This is a genomic window from Pseudomonas sp. TE6283 (genome assembly GCF_054060555.1).
This window is the reverse complement of the sequence record NZ_JBSSDH010000009.1, coordinates 85,205-99,062: the sequence shown is the minus strand read 5'-3', so window position 1 is coordinate 99,062 and position 13,858 is coordinate 85,205. Positions and strand designations below refer to the sequence as shown.

Genomic DNA, 13,858 nt, shown 5'->3' with positions numbered 1-13,858 from the left:
GGCTGTTGCTACTCCGCCGCTGGGCTGAACACCCGCGGTGCGCTGTGTTTGGGCAGATGGATGAGGTTGAGGTTGTGCTTGCGCGCCCACTGCAGGGCCAGGCCCGTGGGTGCCGAGAGGCTGACCAGGGTCTGGATGCCGGCGCGAAGGACTTTCTGTATCAGCTCCAGGCTGCAGCGGCTGGTGACGATGGCCAGGCCGCCTGCGGTGTCGATGCGTTGGCGCAGCAGGGCGCCGATCAGTTTGTCCAGGGCGTTGTGCCGGCCGATGTCTTCGCGGCACAGCAGCAACTGGCCTTCGCGGTCCATGAACAGCGCGGCGTGTACCGCGCCACAATGCTGGCCAAGGGGTTGGAAGGCATCGATGCGTTGGCGCAAGTCTTTCAACCAGTGCGCGGGCGGCAGCGGCGCGCCGGGCAGAACGTCCAGCTCGGGCAATGCCTGTTCCAGGGCTTCGACGCCGCACAGGCCGCAGCCGCTGGTGCCGGCCAGCTGACGGCGCTGGTTCTTCAGGTTCCAGAAGGCACGGCTGGAGATCTCCAGGTCGGCATACAGCGCCGAACCGCTGCCGGAGAGCTTCACGTCGTAGATTTCCTCGGTACCGGCGACGATCCCGCTGCCCACGCTGAAGCCGACGGCGAAGTCTTCAAGGTCGGTCGGGCTGACCAGCATCACCGCCTGGTTCAGGCCGTTGTAGACGATGGCCAGGGCCACTTCCTCGGCCAGCGGTGTGCTGTCGGGGGCCGTGTCGGTGAGCTGGACGTAGTCGTAGGTGTTGCTGGCGGCGGGCAGGGCAAGAGGCGTGGACGCCGCGCAGACCGGTGGCTTGCTGTTCATCGGGGCGAATACCGGCTGGCAGTTTGACCCCACAAGCCTAGGCCCCTGTGCCGATGGCGTCTAATCGCTAGCGTCTATGTCGTGATAGAGCGCGTCGATTGGTCGCAGCGGAGCGGGATGGGTGATCCTGGCCTAGACTCCTGCTTCCATGGATTCACCATCAAAGGAGCGCCACATGAGCCTGTTCAGTTTCGTGAAGGAAGCCGGCGAGAAGTTGATCGACCTGCTGACGCCGGGCAATGCCAATGCCGAGGAGCAGTTGAAGAAGCACGTCCAGGACGTGGGCCTGGGCAACCCGAACATCTCGGCCACTGTAGAGGGTGACAAGGTCATTCTCAAGGGCGAGGTTGCCAGCCAGGAGGAGAAGGAGAAGATCATCCTGGCGGCTGGCAATATCGCGGGGGTGGCTTCGGTGGATGACCAGATCACCGTGACCGGGCCCATCGCCCAGGCGGCGCGGTTCGTCGAGGTCGAGAAAGGCGATACCTTGAGTGCCATCTCCAAGCGGGTCTATGGTGACGCCAACAAGTACAACAAGATCTTCGAGGCGAACAAGCCGATGCTGAAGGACCCCAACAAGATCTATCCGGGGCAGGTACTGCGTATTCCTGATTGATCACATCTTGGGGCAAGCCCGCTCCCAAGCTGGTGGGCGCGGGCCTATAGCCCCGCCAGCAACGCCCGATAGTCCTCTACGGCGGCAAACTCCTGTGTATCCCTCGGCCCGGCCTGACTGTCAGGCTGGCGTACAGCCAGCAGGTGCCCAACACCAAATCGCCGCGCACTGCGCAGAATCGCCAAAGTGTCATCGATGAACAGGCTGCGCGCCGGTTCAAAACCGATGTCCGCCTGCAAGGCATCCCAGAACTGCGGACTTTCCTTTGGATACCCATAGTCATGCGAGCTGATCAGCCGTTCGAAATACGGCGCCAGTTCCACCCGCTCCAGTTTCAGCGACAGCGAGTCGCGGTGCGCATTGGTGATCATCACCACGCGTTTGCCCGCCTGGCGCACGGCCGCGAGAAAGGTGTCGGCATCCGGCTTGAGGGCGATGAGGTCGGCGATCTCCTGTTTCAGCTCGCGAATCGGCAGGCGCAGTTCGCGGCTCCAGAAATCCAGGCAGTACCAGTTCAGCGTGCCGGCATGCCGCTCGAACAGCGGGTGCAGCTCAAGCTCGGCCATGGCCCGGCTCACGCCATGCAGCTCGGCGTAGCGCTGGGGCAGGTGGTCCAGCCAGAAGCGGTTGTCGTAGTGCAGGTCGAGCAGGGTGCCGTCCATGTCCAGCAGGACGGTATCGATGGCGGACCAGGGAAGAACGGGCATGGGAAATTCTCGATCAGTCGGCTAGCCACGGTATAGTAACCCGTTCACGCCAAGGAGCCGCCCCATGCGCCAGAAACCCACCGTCCTCAGCCGCGAGATCGTCGCCAGCAGCCGCCTGTTCCGGGTCGAAGCCGTGCAGTTGCGCTTTTCCAACGGCACCGAGCGCACCTACGAGCGATTGGTCGGTCGTGGCAACGGTTATGGCGCGGTGATGATCGTGGCCATGCTCGATGCCGAGCACGCGGTGCTGGTCGAGGAATATTGCGGCGGCACCGATGAGTACGAGCTGTCCCTGCCCAAGGGCCTGATCGAGCCGGGCGAGGACGTGCTGGCTGCCGCCGACCGTGAGCTCAAGGAAGAGGCCGGGTTCGGCGCACGCCAGCTGGAGCACCTGACCGAGCTGTCGCTGTCGCCCGGCTACATGAGCCAGAAGATCCAGGTGGTGCTGGCCTCGGACCTGTACGAAGAACGCCTGGAGGGCGACGAGCCCGAGCCGATGCGGGTCGACAAGGTCAACCTGCGTGAGCTTTCGGCGTTGGCCATGCACCCGCAGTTCACCGAAGGTCGGGCGCTGGCGGCGTTGTACCTGGCCCGCGACCTGCTGATCCAGCGTGGGGTATTGAGCGTATGAACGATCGGCAGTTGATGCAGGACGTGGTGGCGCTCGCCCGCTTGGCCGGCGAGGCGATCCTGCCGTTCTGGCGCGCCGATGTGGCGGTGACCAGCAAGGCCGACGATTCGCCGGTGACTGCTGCCGACCTGGCGGCTCATCGGGTGATCGCGGATGGTTTGCAAGCGCTGGCACCGCAGATACCGGTGCTGTCCGAGGAAGACTGCGAGATCCCGCTGGCCACCCGCCAAGGCTGGCAGCGCTGGTGGCTGGTCGACCCGCTGGATGGCACCAAGGAGTTCATCGCCGGGAGCGAGGAGTTCACCGTCAATATCGCGTTGATCGAGAACGGTGAGGTGGTATTCGGGGTGGTGGCGATGCCGACCAATGGCCGCTGCTATTTCGGTGGCCGCGACCTGGCGGCCTGGCGTGTGGAGCGTGAGGGTGTCGCGCAGCCGATCCAGGTGCGCAACGCGCCGGCGCAGGGGGCGAAGTTCACCATCGTCGCCAGCCGCCGGCATTCCAGCCCGCAACAGGAGGCCCTGCTGGCCGGGCTGAGTGGCGCAGTGGGTGAGCTGGAACTGGCCAATATCGGCAGTTCGCTGAAGTTCTGCCTGCTGGCCGAAGGCAGCGCCGACTGTTATCCGCGCTTGGCGCCGACTTCTCAGTGGGATACCGCAGCTGCGCAGGGCGTGCTGGAAGGGGCCGGGGGCGAGGTGATCGGGCTGGATGGGTTGCCGTTCCGCTATCCACCGCGTGAGTCGCTGCTCAATCCGTTCTTCCTGGCATTGCCCCGTGCTGCTCAATGGCGTCAGGCGTTCGTCGAACTGGCGAGTGCGATCAAAGCTTGAGCTCGTCGGCGCCGCTACGCGCCCCCAGTTTTCAACGATGCAGCACGTACTGCCCGCTGAACTTCACCGCAGGCTCGTTACGCCCCTCGTTGCTCACCACCGTCTCCAGTGTCAGCCGCGCCCGCCCGCGACGCTGGTACATCGTCAGGAACCGCTCCCAGGTTTTCTCGTCCGGCGCCGGGCACTGTGCCACCGCTGTGCCGGTCACCGGCAGCGGATAACTGATCTGCCCTTCCTGGATGACGATATGCCCGTCATCGATCCCCAGCTCGCGCAGGCGCAGGTGCAGCCAGCCCCAGCCGACCAGCACCGCGCCGCAGTACAGGCTGCCGCCGAACATGGTGCTCTTGTGGTTGACGTTGGGCGCCAGCGGCAGCTTCAGGCGCAGGCAGTGCTGTTGCCAATCGAGGACTTCCATCCCCATTTCGCGGGTCAACGGAATATCACTGTGCAATACCGATTGCAGGTACTGGCTGTCGGTGCTCATGGACGGTTTTCCTCCTGGTCGTCGTGCCCTCCACCGCCGTCGAAGCTCAGGCCGTGCTTGCGCAGTTTGTCGTGCAGGGTCTTGCGCGGGATGCCGAGGGCTTCGGCGAGGCTGCGCATCGAGTTGTGCGGTTGGCCCAGTTCGGCGGCGATCAGCGAGCGTTCGAACTGCTCGACCTGTTCGCTGAGATTGCCGGTCGGCACGGCCACCTGGATGTCATGAGCCGCCGCGGGCACCTGGCCATCGAGGGCCAGTTCCAGGCCCAAGGCGAAGCGTTCGGCGGCGTTCTGCAGCTCGCGCACGTTGCCCGGCCAGTCGTGGCGCAGGAGCATGGCGCGCTGCGCCGGTTGCAGGCTGTGGGGCGGCAGGCCGTGGCGCTCGCTGGCGGCGTCGGCGAAGTGCTGGAACAGCACGAGGATGTCGTCGCCGCGCTCGCGCAACGCGGGGATGCGCAGCGGCGCGACATTGAGGCGGTAGTACAGGTCGGCGCGGAAGCGGCCCTGGTCGGCGGCCTGGCGCAGGTCTTCCTTGGTCGCGGCGATGATGCGGATATCCAGCGGGATCAGTTGGTTGCCGCCCAGGCGTTCGACCACCCGTTCCTGCAGCAGGCGCAGCAGCTTGACCTGCACGTCCAGGCTCATGCTCTCTATCTCGTCGAGGAACAGCGTGCCGCCGTTGGCGAACTCGAACTTGCCGATCCGGCGTTTCTGCGCGCCGGTGAACGCCCCGGGCTCGTGGCCGAACAGCTCGCTCTCGACCACAGACTCGGCCAGGGCGCCGGCGTTGATCGCCACGAACGGGCCGTCGCGGCGGCTCGACAGGTCGTGCAGGGCACGGGCCACCACCTCCTTGCCGGCGCCGGTCTCACCGAGGATCAACACGTCGGCGCGGGTGCCGGCGAGGGCTCCGATCTGCTCGCGCAGGCGCTGCATGCCCGGCGACTGGCCGACCAGGCGCGTGGCCAATTGCTGGCGGTCGCTCAGGGCCAGGCGCAGGCTGCGGTTATCCAGCACCAGGCGGCGCAGGGCCAGGGCGCGGCGCACGCTGTCGAGCAGGGCGTCGCTGGCGAAGGGCTTTTCGAGGAAGTCGTAGGCCCCGGCGCGCATGGCCTGCACCGCCAGCGGCACATCGCCGTGGCCGGTGATCAGCAGCACCGGCAGTTCGCTGTCGCGGGCATGCAGTTGTTCCAGCAGTTGCAGGCCATCGATGCCGGGCATGCGGATATCGCTGACCACCACTCCCGGCCAGTCTTCCTCGATGCGCCCGGCCAGACCCTGGGCGTCGGCCAGGGCCACCACCTTGAGCCCGGCCAGGTCCAGGGTCTGGCTCAGGGCCTGGCGCAGGTGCGGGTCGTCGTCGACCAGGAGCACCTGGGCGCGGCTGTCGATCAGTGTCTCGGTCATGCCGAGGTGTCCTCCGAAGATTGCAGGTTGGCGCCAGGCTTGGCCACGCGCAGTTTCAGCGTCAGCAGGGCACCGCCTTCCGGGTGGTTGCCCAGCAGCAGCTCACCGCCCAGTGCATGCATCAGGCTTTCGCAGATGGCCAGCCCCAGCCCAAGGCCCTGGGTGCGGGTCTTGGTGGTGAAGAACGGCTCCTTGGCATGCTCCAGGGCCTGGCGGCTGAAACCGGGGCCATTGTCGCGGATGTACAGGTAGACGCAGTCATCCTGGCGTTCGGCACTCAGCCACAGCCGGCGTGGGTTGGCCTTCTCGGTGAGGGCATCGAGGGCGTTGGCCAGCAGGTTGCCCAGCACCTGGCGCAGGCGTGTTTCGCCCGCTTGCACCCACAGAGTGGCTTCCGGCAGGTCGCGCACCAACTCCACGGCCATGGCCCGGCGGCGCTTGGCCAGCAGCGCGAGGGCGTCGTCCAGTGCCGGTTGCAGGGCCACGCTTTCCGGTGCGTGCTGGTCGCGGCGGGCGAAGGCGCGCAGGTGGGCGATGATCGAGGCCATGCGCCCGGTCAGCTCGCCGATCAGCTTGAGGTTGCCGCGTACGTCCTCGGTGCGCTGATGATCGAGGAGGATCTCGGCATTCTCGGCGTAGCTGCGGATGGCCGCCAGCGGCTGGTTGAGCTCGTGGCTGATACTCGCCGACATGGTGCCGAGCACCGACAGCTTGCCGGCCTGGACCAGCTCGTCCTGGGCGCGCACCAGCTCCTGCTGGGCGTTTTCGCGTTCGAGCACCGCGCTCTTGAGCCGGGTGTTGAGGCCTTCGAGGTCGGCGGTACGTTCGATCACGCGGTGCTCCAGTTCCTGGCGGGCACGGGCCTCGAAGTCGATGCGGTCGATGTAGTGGCGGCGGCGCTGCATCACCAGGCCGGCCAGGAGCATGGTCACCAGCAGCGCGCCGCCGCCGATGGCCATGACCGTCTGCACCGAGCGATCGACCAGCAGGCGCGGGGCAAGGATGCTCACCTGCCAGCCGGTTTCCTTGATGTCGCGGGTCTGGATCAGCCAGGCGGCCTGGTCGAGGGTCAGCGGCTGTGGCGCCTGGGTCGGGTAGGGCTGGATGGCGACGATGGCCTGGCGCTCGGCTGCAGTCAGCTCGCGGGTGGCGCGGAACCGCCAGTCCGGGCGCGAGGTCAGCACCACCACGCCGTTCTGGTCGGTCAGCAGCAGTTGTTCCGGGGTGCGGCCCCAGAGGGTCTCGGTGTGGTCGAGGTCGACCTTGACCACCAGCACGCCGATCACCTTGTCGCGGTCGTGCACGGCGGCGGCGAAGAAGTAGCCGCGCTTGGCCGAGGTGGTGCCCTGGCCGAAGAAGCGCCCCAGGTGGCCTTCCATCGCTTCGATGAAGTAGGGGCGGAACGAGAAGTTGCGGCCGACGAAACTGTCCTGCTTGTCCCAGTTGGAGGCGGCCAGGGTGTTGCCGCTGACATCCATCAGGTACATCACCTCGGCGCCGGTCTGCTGGGTGATGTGCTTGAGCAGGCGGTTGGCGTTGGTCACCGCCTCGAGACGAAACGGGTCGGCCAGCACGCCACGCAGCGCCGGCAGGTCACCGAGGATTTGCGGCAGGGTTTCGTAGCGGTGCAGGGTGCCCAGCAGGTTGGCGACGTAGAGGTCGAGGGTCTGGCGGTTCTGCGAAGCCAGCTCGTCCTGGTAGTAGCGCTCGGCCAGGTGGTGCAATGGCCACAGCAGCGGGGCCAGGCACAGCGCCAGCAGGGCCAGGCTGCGCCAGCGTGGGCGGCGGGGAGGCGTGGGTCTTGGGATCATTGCGATAAGGGCGCCAGTAGGGTCTGGCGCAATTATGCGCTACTTGAGGCAGTCGATGAGTGCATCGTGCCAGTGCGGTTGGCTGACCTGCCATTCGCGGGCCAGACGCGAACAGTCCAGGCGTGAGTTGAGGGGGCGTCTTGCTGGTGTCGGGTATTCGCTGGAGGGGATGGGCAGCAGTTCGGCGCAGGGCAGGCCGCGGGCCTTGAGCTGTTCGCCGATGGCCTGGGCGAAGCCGAACCAGGAGGTTTCACCCTGGGCGGTCAGGTGGTAGGTGCCCCAGGCGCCGGCCTGGCCGTTCTGCCAGCGCTCGACCAGTGCACGCGTACTGGCGGCAATGGTGGCTGCCCAGGTCGGGGCGCCGATCTGGTCGTCCACCACTTTCAGTTGAGCGCGTTCCTGAAGCAGGCGCTGCATGGTCAGCAGGAAATTGCGTCCATGATGCGAATAGACCCAGCTGGTGCGCAGGATCAGGTGCTCGCCGGCGACAGCGGTGATGGCCAGTTCACCTGCCAGCTTGCTGCGGCCATAGACACTCAGCGGGCTGGGGGTGTCGTCTTCGTCGTAGGGGGCTGACTTGCTGCCGTCGAAGACATAGTCGGTGGAGTAGTGGATTAGCGGTGCGCCGAGCCGTGCGGCTTCTTCGGCCAGCACCCGGGGTGCTTCGGCGTTGATCGTGTAGGCTTGCCGCGTCTCGCTTTCAGCCTGGTCGACCGCGGTGTAGGCGGCGGCGTTGATGATCAGCGCCGGGGCAATCTGGCGCAGTGTGGCGCGCAGTTGTTCCGGGTGAGCCAGGTCGAGCCCGTCGCGACCGACCCGCCGCACATCGCCCAGGCCGCTCAGTGCGTCCTGAAGTGCCAGTGCGACCTGGCCATGGCTGCCACAGATGAGGATCCTCATGGGAACAGTGGCGCTTCGGCAAACGATGTGGCGGCCTGGTCCTTGGCCGACAGCAATGGTTGCAGGCCGTCCAACTGCCAGTCGATGGCCAGTTGAGGGTCGTCCCAGCGAATGCTCTGCTCGGCGTCGGGGTTGTAGTAGTCGGTGGTCTTGTAGAGCACCTCGGCCGACTCGCCCAGAACCCGGAAGCCATGGGCGAAACCGGGTGGCAGCCACAGCTGGCGGTGGTTGTCGGCGGACAGCCGCACCGCTACCCACTGCCCTAGGGTCGGCGAGCTGCCGCGGATGTCCACCGCAACGTCCAGGATCTCGCCCTGCAGCACGCGGACCAGCTTGCCCTGGGCATTTTGCAACTGGTAGTGCAGGCCGCGCAGCACACCGTGACCTGAGTGGGAGTGGTTGTCCTGGACGAACGGCGTGTCGATGCCGGTTTGCAGGGCGAAGTCGCGGGCGTTGTAGCTTTCGTAGAAGAACCCTCGGCTGTCACCGAACACCTTCGGTTCGATGATCAGGACCTCCGGGAGCGCGGTGGTAATGATGTTCATGGGTACTCTTCGGCCAGCTGGCTCAGGTATTGGCCGTAGCCGGTTTTTTGTAGTTCGCAGGCCTTGGCCAGTACCTGCTCGCGGCTGATCCAGCCCTTCTGGAAAGCGATTTCTTCGAGGCAGGCCACCTTCAGCCCTTGGCGATGTTCGAGGGTCTGCACATACTGCGAGGCCTCAAGCAGGCTGTCGTGGGTGCCGGTGTCGAGCCAGGCGAAGCCACGACCAAAGCGTTCGACGCGCAGGTCGCCGCGAGCCAGGTAGGCATTGTTGATGTCGGTGATCTCCAGTTCGCCGCGGGCTGATGGACGGATGCTCTTGGCGATGTTCACCACGTCGTTGTCATAGAAGTACAGGCCGGTCACGACGTAGCTGGACTTGGGGTGCAGGGGTTTCTCCTCGATCGACAGCGCTCGGCCATCGGCGTCGAACTCAATCACGCCGAAGCGCTCCGGGTCCTTGACCCAATAGCCGAACACGGTGGCGCCCGAGGGCTGTTGCACCGCGCGCTGCAATTGTTCGCTGAAGCCCTGGCCGTGGAAGATGTTGTCACCGAGGATCAGGCACACGGCATCGTCGCCGATGAACGATTCACCGATCAGGAACGCCTGTGCCAGCCCGTCGGGTGAGGGTTGTTCGGCATAGCTGATGCGGATACCGAACTGGCTGCCGTCACCGAACAGCTGGCGGTACTGCGGCAGGTCCTGTGGCGTGGAGATCAGCAGGATGTCGCGGATGCCGGCGAGCATCAGTACCGAAATCGGGTAGTAGATCATCGGCTTGTCGTAGATTGGCAGCAGCTGCTTGGAGACGCCGAGGGTGATGGGGTGCAGGCGGGTACCGGCGCCGCCGGCCAGGACGATACCTTTGGTCATGCGATCAGATCCTTGAGGTCGGCGTTGCCCAGGCGCTGGCCCCGATAGCTGCCGTCCTGGACCTGACGGCACCACTCCAAGTTGTCCAGGTACCACTGCACGGTCTTGCGCAGGCCAGAAGCGAAGGTTTCCTGGGGCGACCAGCCGAGCTCGCGCTCGATCCTGCTGGCATCGATGGCATAGCGCAGGTCATGGCCCGGCCGATCCTGGACGTGGGTGATCAGATCGGCGTAGCGGGTCACTCCGAGCGGATGGACGGGCGCCAACTCTTCCAGCAAGCAGCACAGGGCCTGTACCACGCCGATATTGCTTTGCTCGTTGTGACCGCCGATGGCATAGGTCCGGCCGACTTCACCTGCGGTCACGACCTGGAGCAGGGCGCGCACGTGATCCTCGACATACAGCCAGTCGCGGACCTGCTGTCCATTGCCGTAGACCGCAAGCGGCTTGCCGGCCAGGGCGTTGAGGATGGTCAGCGGGATCAGTTTCTCTGGGAAGTGATATGGACCGTAGTTGTTGGAACAGTTGCTGATCACTGTCGGCAGGCCATAGGTGCGGTGCCAGGCGCGGACCAGGTGATCGGCTGCCGCCTTGCTGGCCGAGTAGGGGGAACTGGGCGCGTATGAGCTGTTTTCATTGAACAGGTCACCGGTGTCCTGCAGATCGCCGAAGACCTCGTCGGTGGAAACGTGATGGAAGCGGAATGCTCCACGGGCGGGCTCGTTCAGCGTGCTCCAGTAGCCTCGGGTGGCTTCCAGCAGGCTGTAGGTACCGACAATGTTGGTCTGGATGAAGTCCGCCGGGCCGTCGATGGAGCGGTCGACATGCGACTCCGCGGCCAGGTGCATGATGGCGTCCGGCTGGAACCTGGCAAGCACGGCGCTGACGCCGGCCTGGTCGGCGATATCGCCCTGGACGAATTCATAGCGGCTGTTGCCGGCGACTCGCAGCAGCGATTGCAAGTTGCCCGCGTAGGTCAACTTGTCGAGGTTGAGCACCTCATGATCGGTGTGATCGATCAGGTGACGAACCAGGGCCGAGCCGATGAAACCGGCGCCGCCGGTGACGAGAATGCGCATGTGCGGGTGCCTGTTTGGAAAGCGTATTGCCAGGAGCGTAGCTTGTTGGCTGGCATCGCTTGTGGCAAGTCGTGAATGCAGGACGGCCTGTCGTCTGTGCAGGGATGCCACTTGCTTATCGGCAGCCGCGATGGCGATATAGGCGACAAAAAACGAGGTTCCCGTCCATGCCCCTGAGTACCCTGATCCAGCGTTCCAGCCAGCCCGGCCCCTCCCTCGGCGAGGCCCATGCTCATGCCTTGTTGCGCTCGCATTACGATCTGCAAGGCAGCCTGCAGGCGCTAGGCAGCCAGCAGGACCTCAATTTTCGCGTGGACAGCGTTCAGGGGCGGTTTGTGCTCAAGGTCTGTCATGGCAGCTATGCGGCGATCGAACTGCAGGCGCAGCATGCGGCCCTGGCGTTTCTGCGTGGGCAAGGCGTGCCGGTGCCTATGGTGCGTCCGGCGAACACGGGTGAGCCGCTGCTGGAACTCGAGATCGATGGCCAACCATTGCGCGCCCGTCTGCTCGATTATATCGATGGTCAGCCTCTGACCCGCCTGGAACACATGCCGGCGCGGGTGATGGCCGAGCTCGGCACGCTCTGCGCCGAGGTCGACAAGGCGCTGGCCGGCTTCGACCATCCGGGGCTCGAGCGTACCCTGCAGTGGGATCCACGGCACGCCTCGGTGCTGATCGAGCACCTGTTGCCGGTGTTGCAGGATGCCCAGCGTCGCGAGCAGGTGGCAAAGGTCGCACGGTTGGCGGCCGCTCGCCTGCAACCGCTGGTCGGGCAATTGCCGGTCCAGGCCGTGCACTTGGACATCACCGACGACAACGTGGTCTGGGCCCGCGACGACCAGCGCCAATGGCAGGTGCAGGGTGTCATCGACTTCGGCGACCTGCTGCGCACTTGGCGTATCGCCGACCTGTCTGTGACCTGCGCGGCACTGCTGCACCACGCCGAGGGCGACCCGTTGCGCATCCTGCCGGCGATCAGCGCCTACCACGCGGCAAACCCGCTGCAGGAAGCGGAACTGCGTGCCCTCTGGCCGCTGGTGCTGAACCGCGCGGCGGTGCTGGTGCTTAGTACCGAGCAGCAACTGGCTGTCGATCCGGACAACCAGTACACCCGCGACAACATCGCCCATGAATGGGAGATATTCGATACTGCCTGCGCCGTACCCGCCGGGCTGATGGAGGCGGCGATCCTGCAGGCGGCGGGCCAGGTACCCGTGACGCCGGACATGAGCGGTTGCGTCGCGTTGCTGCCGAGCCTTGCCGGGCAGCCGGTCGCCCGGGTCGACCTGGGCGTGCTCAGCCCCCTCTGCGAAGCGGGCAACTGGGAGCAACCGGGCTTCGACCAGCGTATGCTCGCCGCCCAGCCGGGCCCTGCGTGCAGCCTCCATGGGCAGTACCGCCTGTCTCAAACCCATATCGATCGGCCTGAAGAGCCGGCCACCTGTGCCCTGGGCGTGGAACTGAACCTGTTGCCCGGCAGCCCGCTGCAAGCTCCCGAGGCCGGTGTCTGGCAACGCATCGGAGATGGCCGCGGTTGCCTGCGGACCGCGCACTGGAGCCTGTGGCTCGCCGGCCTGGAAGAGGCGCCGGCCGATGGCCAGGCGCTGCTCAAGGGGCAGGCGCTGGGTGCGACCTGCGGCTTCCTCAGCGTGCAGCTGTGCCTGGATGCCGATACCCGCCCACCGTTCTTTGCCATGCCGTCCCACGCTGCAGCCTGGCTGGCCTTGTGCCCGTCACCGCGCACCCTGCTGGGCTTTGACTGCGATGCCGAACCACTGGCCGACCCACAGGCCCTGCTGGCCCGACGCGATGCCAGTTTCGCCCGCTCGCAGAAGCATTACTACGCCCAGCCGCCGCACATCGAGCGCGGCTGGCGCAACTACCTGATCGACATGCAGGGCCGTTCGTACCTGGACATGCTCAACAACGTCGCGGTGCTCGGCCATGGCCATCCGCGCATGGTCGCCGAGTCGGCGCGCCAGTGGTCGCTGGTCAACACCAACTCGCGCTTCCACTACGCGGCCATTGCCGAGTTCTCCGAGCGTCTGCTGGAAGTGGCTCCGGAAGGCTTCGACCGGGTATTCCTGGTCAACAGCGGCACCGAAGCCAACGACTTGGCGATCCGCCTGGCCTGGGCCTACAGCGGCGGGCGCGACCTGCTCAGCGTGCTGGAGGCCTACCACGGCTGGTCGGTGGCCACCGACGCGATCTCCACCTCCATCGCCGACAACCCCCAGGCCCTGGAGACCCGCCCGGACTGGGTGCATCCGGTGGAGGCGCCGAACACCTTTCGTGGGCGTTACCGGGGCGCTGACAGTGCCGCCGACTACTTGCGCGATGTCGATGCCAAGCTGGCCGATCTCGACACCCGTGGCCGCCAGCTGGCCGGGATGATCTGCGAGCCGGTGTACGGCAACGCGGGGGGCATCTCGTTGCCGCCGGGCTACCTGCGCGAGGCCTATGCCAAAGTGCGCCAGCGCGGCGGGGTGTGCATCGCCGACGAGGTGCAGGTCGGCTATGGACGCCTGGGCGAGTATTTCTGGGGCTTCGAGGAGCAGGGCGTGGTACCGGACATCATCACCATGGCCAAGGGCATGGGCAACGGCCAGCCGCTGGGCGCGGTGATCACCCGCCGCGAGATCGCCGAGGCGTTGGAGGCCGAGGGCTATTTCTTCTCCTCGGCCGGGGGCAGCCCGGTCAGTTGTCGCATCGGCATGGCGGTGCTGGATGTGATGCGCGACGAAGGACTGTGGGACAACGCCCGTGACGTCGGCCGCCACTTCAAGGCACGCCTGCAGGCGTTGGTCGATAAACATCCGCTAGCCGGCGCCGCCCACGGTTCCGGGTTCTACCTGGGGCTGGAACTGGTGCGCGATCGCCAGACCCTGGAGCCGGCGACCGAGGAGACCATGATCCTGTGCGATCGCCTGCGCGACCTGGGGATCTTCATGCAACCGACCGGCGACTACCTGAACATCCTCAAGATCAAGCCGCCGATGTGCACCACGCGGGCCAGCGTGGACTACTTTGTCGACTGCGTGGAGCGGATTCTGGGTGAAGGCTTATAAAATCGATTCTTATCGATTTTCAATGGCGCCTTATGCGAAAACGGTCTCGTGGCTTGCTTTTAAAGTCGATATT

General features: G+C 65.7%; 13 protein-coding genes. 4 read left to right on the top strand and 9 right to left on the bottom strand.

All coding sequences use genetic code 11. The annotated features are described in order from the left end of the window. Positions 1-8: 8 nt before the first annotated feature. A complete protein-coding gene (gene fdhD / locus ACVWZ5_RS14480) occupies positions 9-836 on the bottom strand; it encodes a formate dehydrogenase accessory sulfurtransferase FdhD (RefSeq protein ID WP_457340700.1) in 828 nt (275 codons plus the stop codon). A gap of 175 nt (positions 837-1,011) precedes the next feature. Here fdhD and lysM point away from each other — a divergent pair, with 175 nt between their 5' ends. Then, positions 1,012-1,452: a peptidoglycan-binding protein LysM gene (lysM, locus tag ACVWZ5_RS14475; protein WP_062575527.1), complete on the top strand. Its 441-nt coding sequence runs from the start codon at positions 1,012-1,014 to the stop codon at positions 1,450-1,452. A 44-nt stretch (positions 1,453-1,496) separates the two neighbouring features. On the opposite strand, the gene yrfG is transcribed toward lysM, so the two are convergent. Next, a complete protein-coding gene (gene yrfG, locus ACVWZ5_RS14470; RefSeq protein ID WP_062575526.1) occupies positions 1,497-2,159 on the bottom strand; it encodes a GMP/IMP nucleotidase in 663 nt (220 codons plus the stop codon). A gap of 64 nt (positions 2,160-2,223) precedes the next feature. Here yrfG and nudE point away from each other — a divergent pair, with 64 nt between their 5' ends. Together nudE and cysQ are read left to right on the top strand one after the other, a co-directional pair. Beyond that, entirely contained in the window at positions 2,224-2,790 is a 567-nt protein-coding gene (gene nudE, locus ACVWZ5_RS14465) for an ADP compounds hydrolase NudE (RefSeq protein WP_050703344.1), read from the top strand. Continuing rightward, positions 2,787-3,620 carry a 3'(2'),5'-bisphosphate nucleotidase CysQ gene (gene cysQ / locus ACVWZ5_RS14460; protein WP_062575525.1) on the top strand — a complete coding sequence of 278 codons (834 nt, stop codon included), beginning with the start codon at positions 2,787-2,789 and terminating at the stop codon, positions 3,618-3,620. The genes nudE and cysQ overlap by 4 nt, the downstream gene beginning before the upstream one ends. Before the next feature lie 31 nt (positions 3,621-3,651). On the opposite strand, the gene ACVWZ5_RS14455 is transcribed toward cysQ, so the two are convergent. From ACVWZ5_RS14455 to rfbB, 7 genes are read right to left on the bottom strand one after another with little or no spacing between them, the layout of a single operon-like run. Continuing rightward, entirely contained in the window at positions 3,652-4,107 is a 456-nt protein-coding gene (locus ACVWZ5_RS14455; protein WP_062575524.1) for a thioesterase domain-containing protein, read from the bottom strand. Next, positions 4,104-5,510 carry a sigma-54-dependent transcriptional regulator gene (locus tag ACVWZ5_RS14450; protein ID WP_062575523.1) on the bottom strand — a complete coding sequence of 469 codons (1,407 nt, stop codon included), beginning with the start codon at positions 5,508-5,510 and terminating at the stop codon, positions 4,104-4,106. Before ACVWZ5_RS14450 ends, ACVWZ5_RS14455 begins: the two co-directional genes overlap by 4 nt. Then, positions 5,507-7,321: a sensor histidine kinase gene (locus ACVWZ5_RS14445; protein WP_062362721.1), complete on the bottom strand. Its 1,815-nt coding sequence runs from the start codon at positions 7,319-7,321 to the stop codon at positions 5,507-5,509. Before ACVWZ5_RS14445 ends, ACVWZ5_RS14450 begins: the two co-directional genes overlap by 4 nt. Positions 7,322-7,360: 39 nt before the next feature. Beyond that, a complete protein-coding gene (gene rfbD / locus ACVWZ5_RS14440; protein ID WP_062575522.1) occupies positions 7,361-8,221 on the bottom strand; it encodes a dTDP-4-dehydrorhamnose reductase in 861 nt (286 codons plus the stop codon). After that, positions 8,218-8,766, bottom strand: a complete 549-nt coding sequence (rfbC, locus tag ACVWZ5_RS14435) for a dTDP-4-dehydrorhamnose 3,5-epimerase (protein ID WP_062575521.1) — start codon at positions 8,764-8,766, stop codon at positions 8,218-8,220. Before rfbC ends, rfbD begins: the two co-directional genes overlap by 4 nt. After that, complete coding sequence (rfbA, locus tag ACVWZ5_RS14430) at positions 8,763-9,638, bottom strand: glucose-1-phosphate thymidylyltransferase RfbA (protein ID WP_062575520.1); 876 nt, start codon at positions 9,636-9,638, stop codon at positions 8,763-8,765. The genes rfbC and rfbA overlap by 4 nt, the downstream gene beginning before the upstream one ends. Then, on the bottom strand, positions 9,635-10,717 hold the full coding sequence (gene rfbB / locus ACVWZ5_RS14425) for a dTDP-glucose 4,6-dehydratase (protein WP_084942091.1): 1,083 nt from the start codon (positions 10,715-10,717) through the stop codon (positions 9,635-9,637). The genes rfbA and rfbB overlap by 4 nt, the downstream gene beginning before the upstream one ends. Before the next feature lie 167 nt (positions 10,718-10,884). Here rfbB and ACVWZ5_RS14420 point away from each other — a divergent pair, with 167 nt between their 5' ends. Next, positions 10,885-13,785 (top strand): aminotransferase, encoded by a 2,901-nt coding sequence (locus ACVWZ5_RS14420; protein ID WP_457340699.1) that lies wholly within the window; start codon positions 10,885-10,887, stop codon positions 13,783-13,785. Positions 13,786-13,858: the final 73 nt, after the last annotated feature.

What these genes read in the sequence shown, in the direction of transcription:
- ACVWZ5_RS14450 (WP_062575523.1), bottom strand. Translation starts at nt 5,510, where the DNA reads ATGACCGAGACACTGATCGACAGCCGCGCCCAGGTGCTCCTGGTCGAC.
- rfbD (WP_062575522.1), bottom strand. Translation starts at nt 8,221, where the DNA reads ATGAGGATCCTCATCTGTGGCAGCCATGGCCAGGTCGCACTGGCACTT.
- rfbC (WP_062575521.1), bottom strand. Translation starts at nt 8,766, where the DNA reads ATGAACATCATTACCACCGCGCTCCCGGAGGTCCTGATCATCGAACCG.
- ACVWZ5_RS14420 (WP_457340699.1), top strand. Translation starts at nt 10,885, where the DNA reads ATGCCCCTGAGTACCCTGATCCAGCGTTCCAGCCAGCCCGGCCCCTCC.
- fdhD (WP_457340700.1), bottom strand. Translation starts at nt 836, where the DNA reads ATGAACAGCAAGCCACCGGTCTGCGCGGCGTCCACGCCTCTTGCCCTG.
- ACVWZ5_RS14445 (WP_062362721.1), bottom strand. Translation starts at nt 7,321, where the DNA reads ATGATCCCAAGACCCACGCCTCCCCGCCGCCCACGCTGGCGCAGCCTG.
- cysQ (WP_062575525.1), top strand. Translation starts at nt 2,787, where the DNA reads ATGAACGATCGGCAGTTGATGCAGGACGTGGTGGCGCTCGCCCGCTTG.
- nudE (WP_050703344.1), top strand. Translation starts at nt 2,224, where the DNA reads ATGCGCCAGAAACCCACCGTCCTCAGCCGCGAGATCGTCGCCAGCAGC.
- rfbB (WP_084942091.1), bottom strand. Translation starts at nt 10,717, where the DNA reads ATGCGCATTCTCGTCACCGGCGGCGCCGGTTTCATCGGCTCGGCCCTG.
- yrfG (WP_062575526.1), bottom strand. Translation starts at nt 2,159, where the DNA reads ATGCCCGTTCTTCCCTGGTCCGCCATCGATACCGTCCTGCTGGACATG.
- lysM (WP_062575527.1), top strand. Translation starts at nt 1,012, where the DNA reads ATGAGCCTGTTCAGTTTCGTGAAGGAAGCCGGCGAGAAGTTGATCGAC.
- ACVWZ5_RS14455 (WP_062575524.1), bottom strand. Translation starts at nt 4,107, where the DNA reads ATGAGCACCGACAGCCAGTACCTGCAATCGGTATTGCACAGTGATATT.
- rfbA (WP_062575520.1), bottom strand. Translation starts at nt 9,638, where the DNA reads ATGACCAAAGGTATCGTCCTGGCCGGCGGCGCCGGTACCCGCCTGCAC.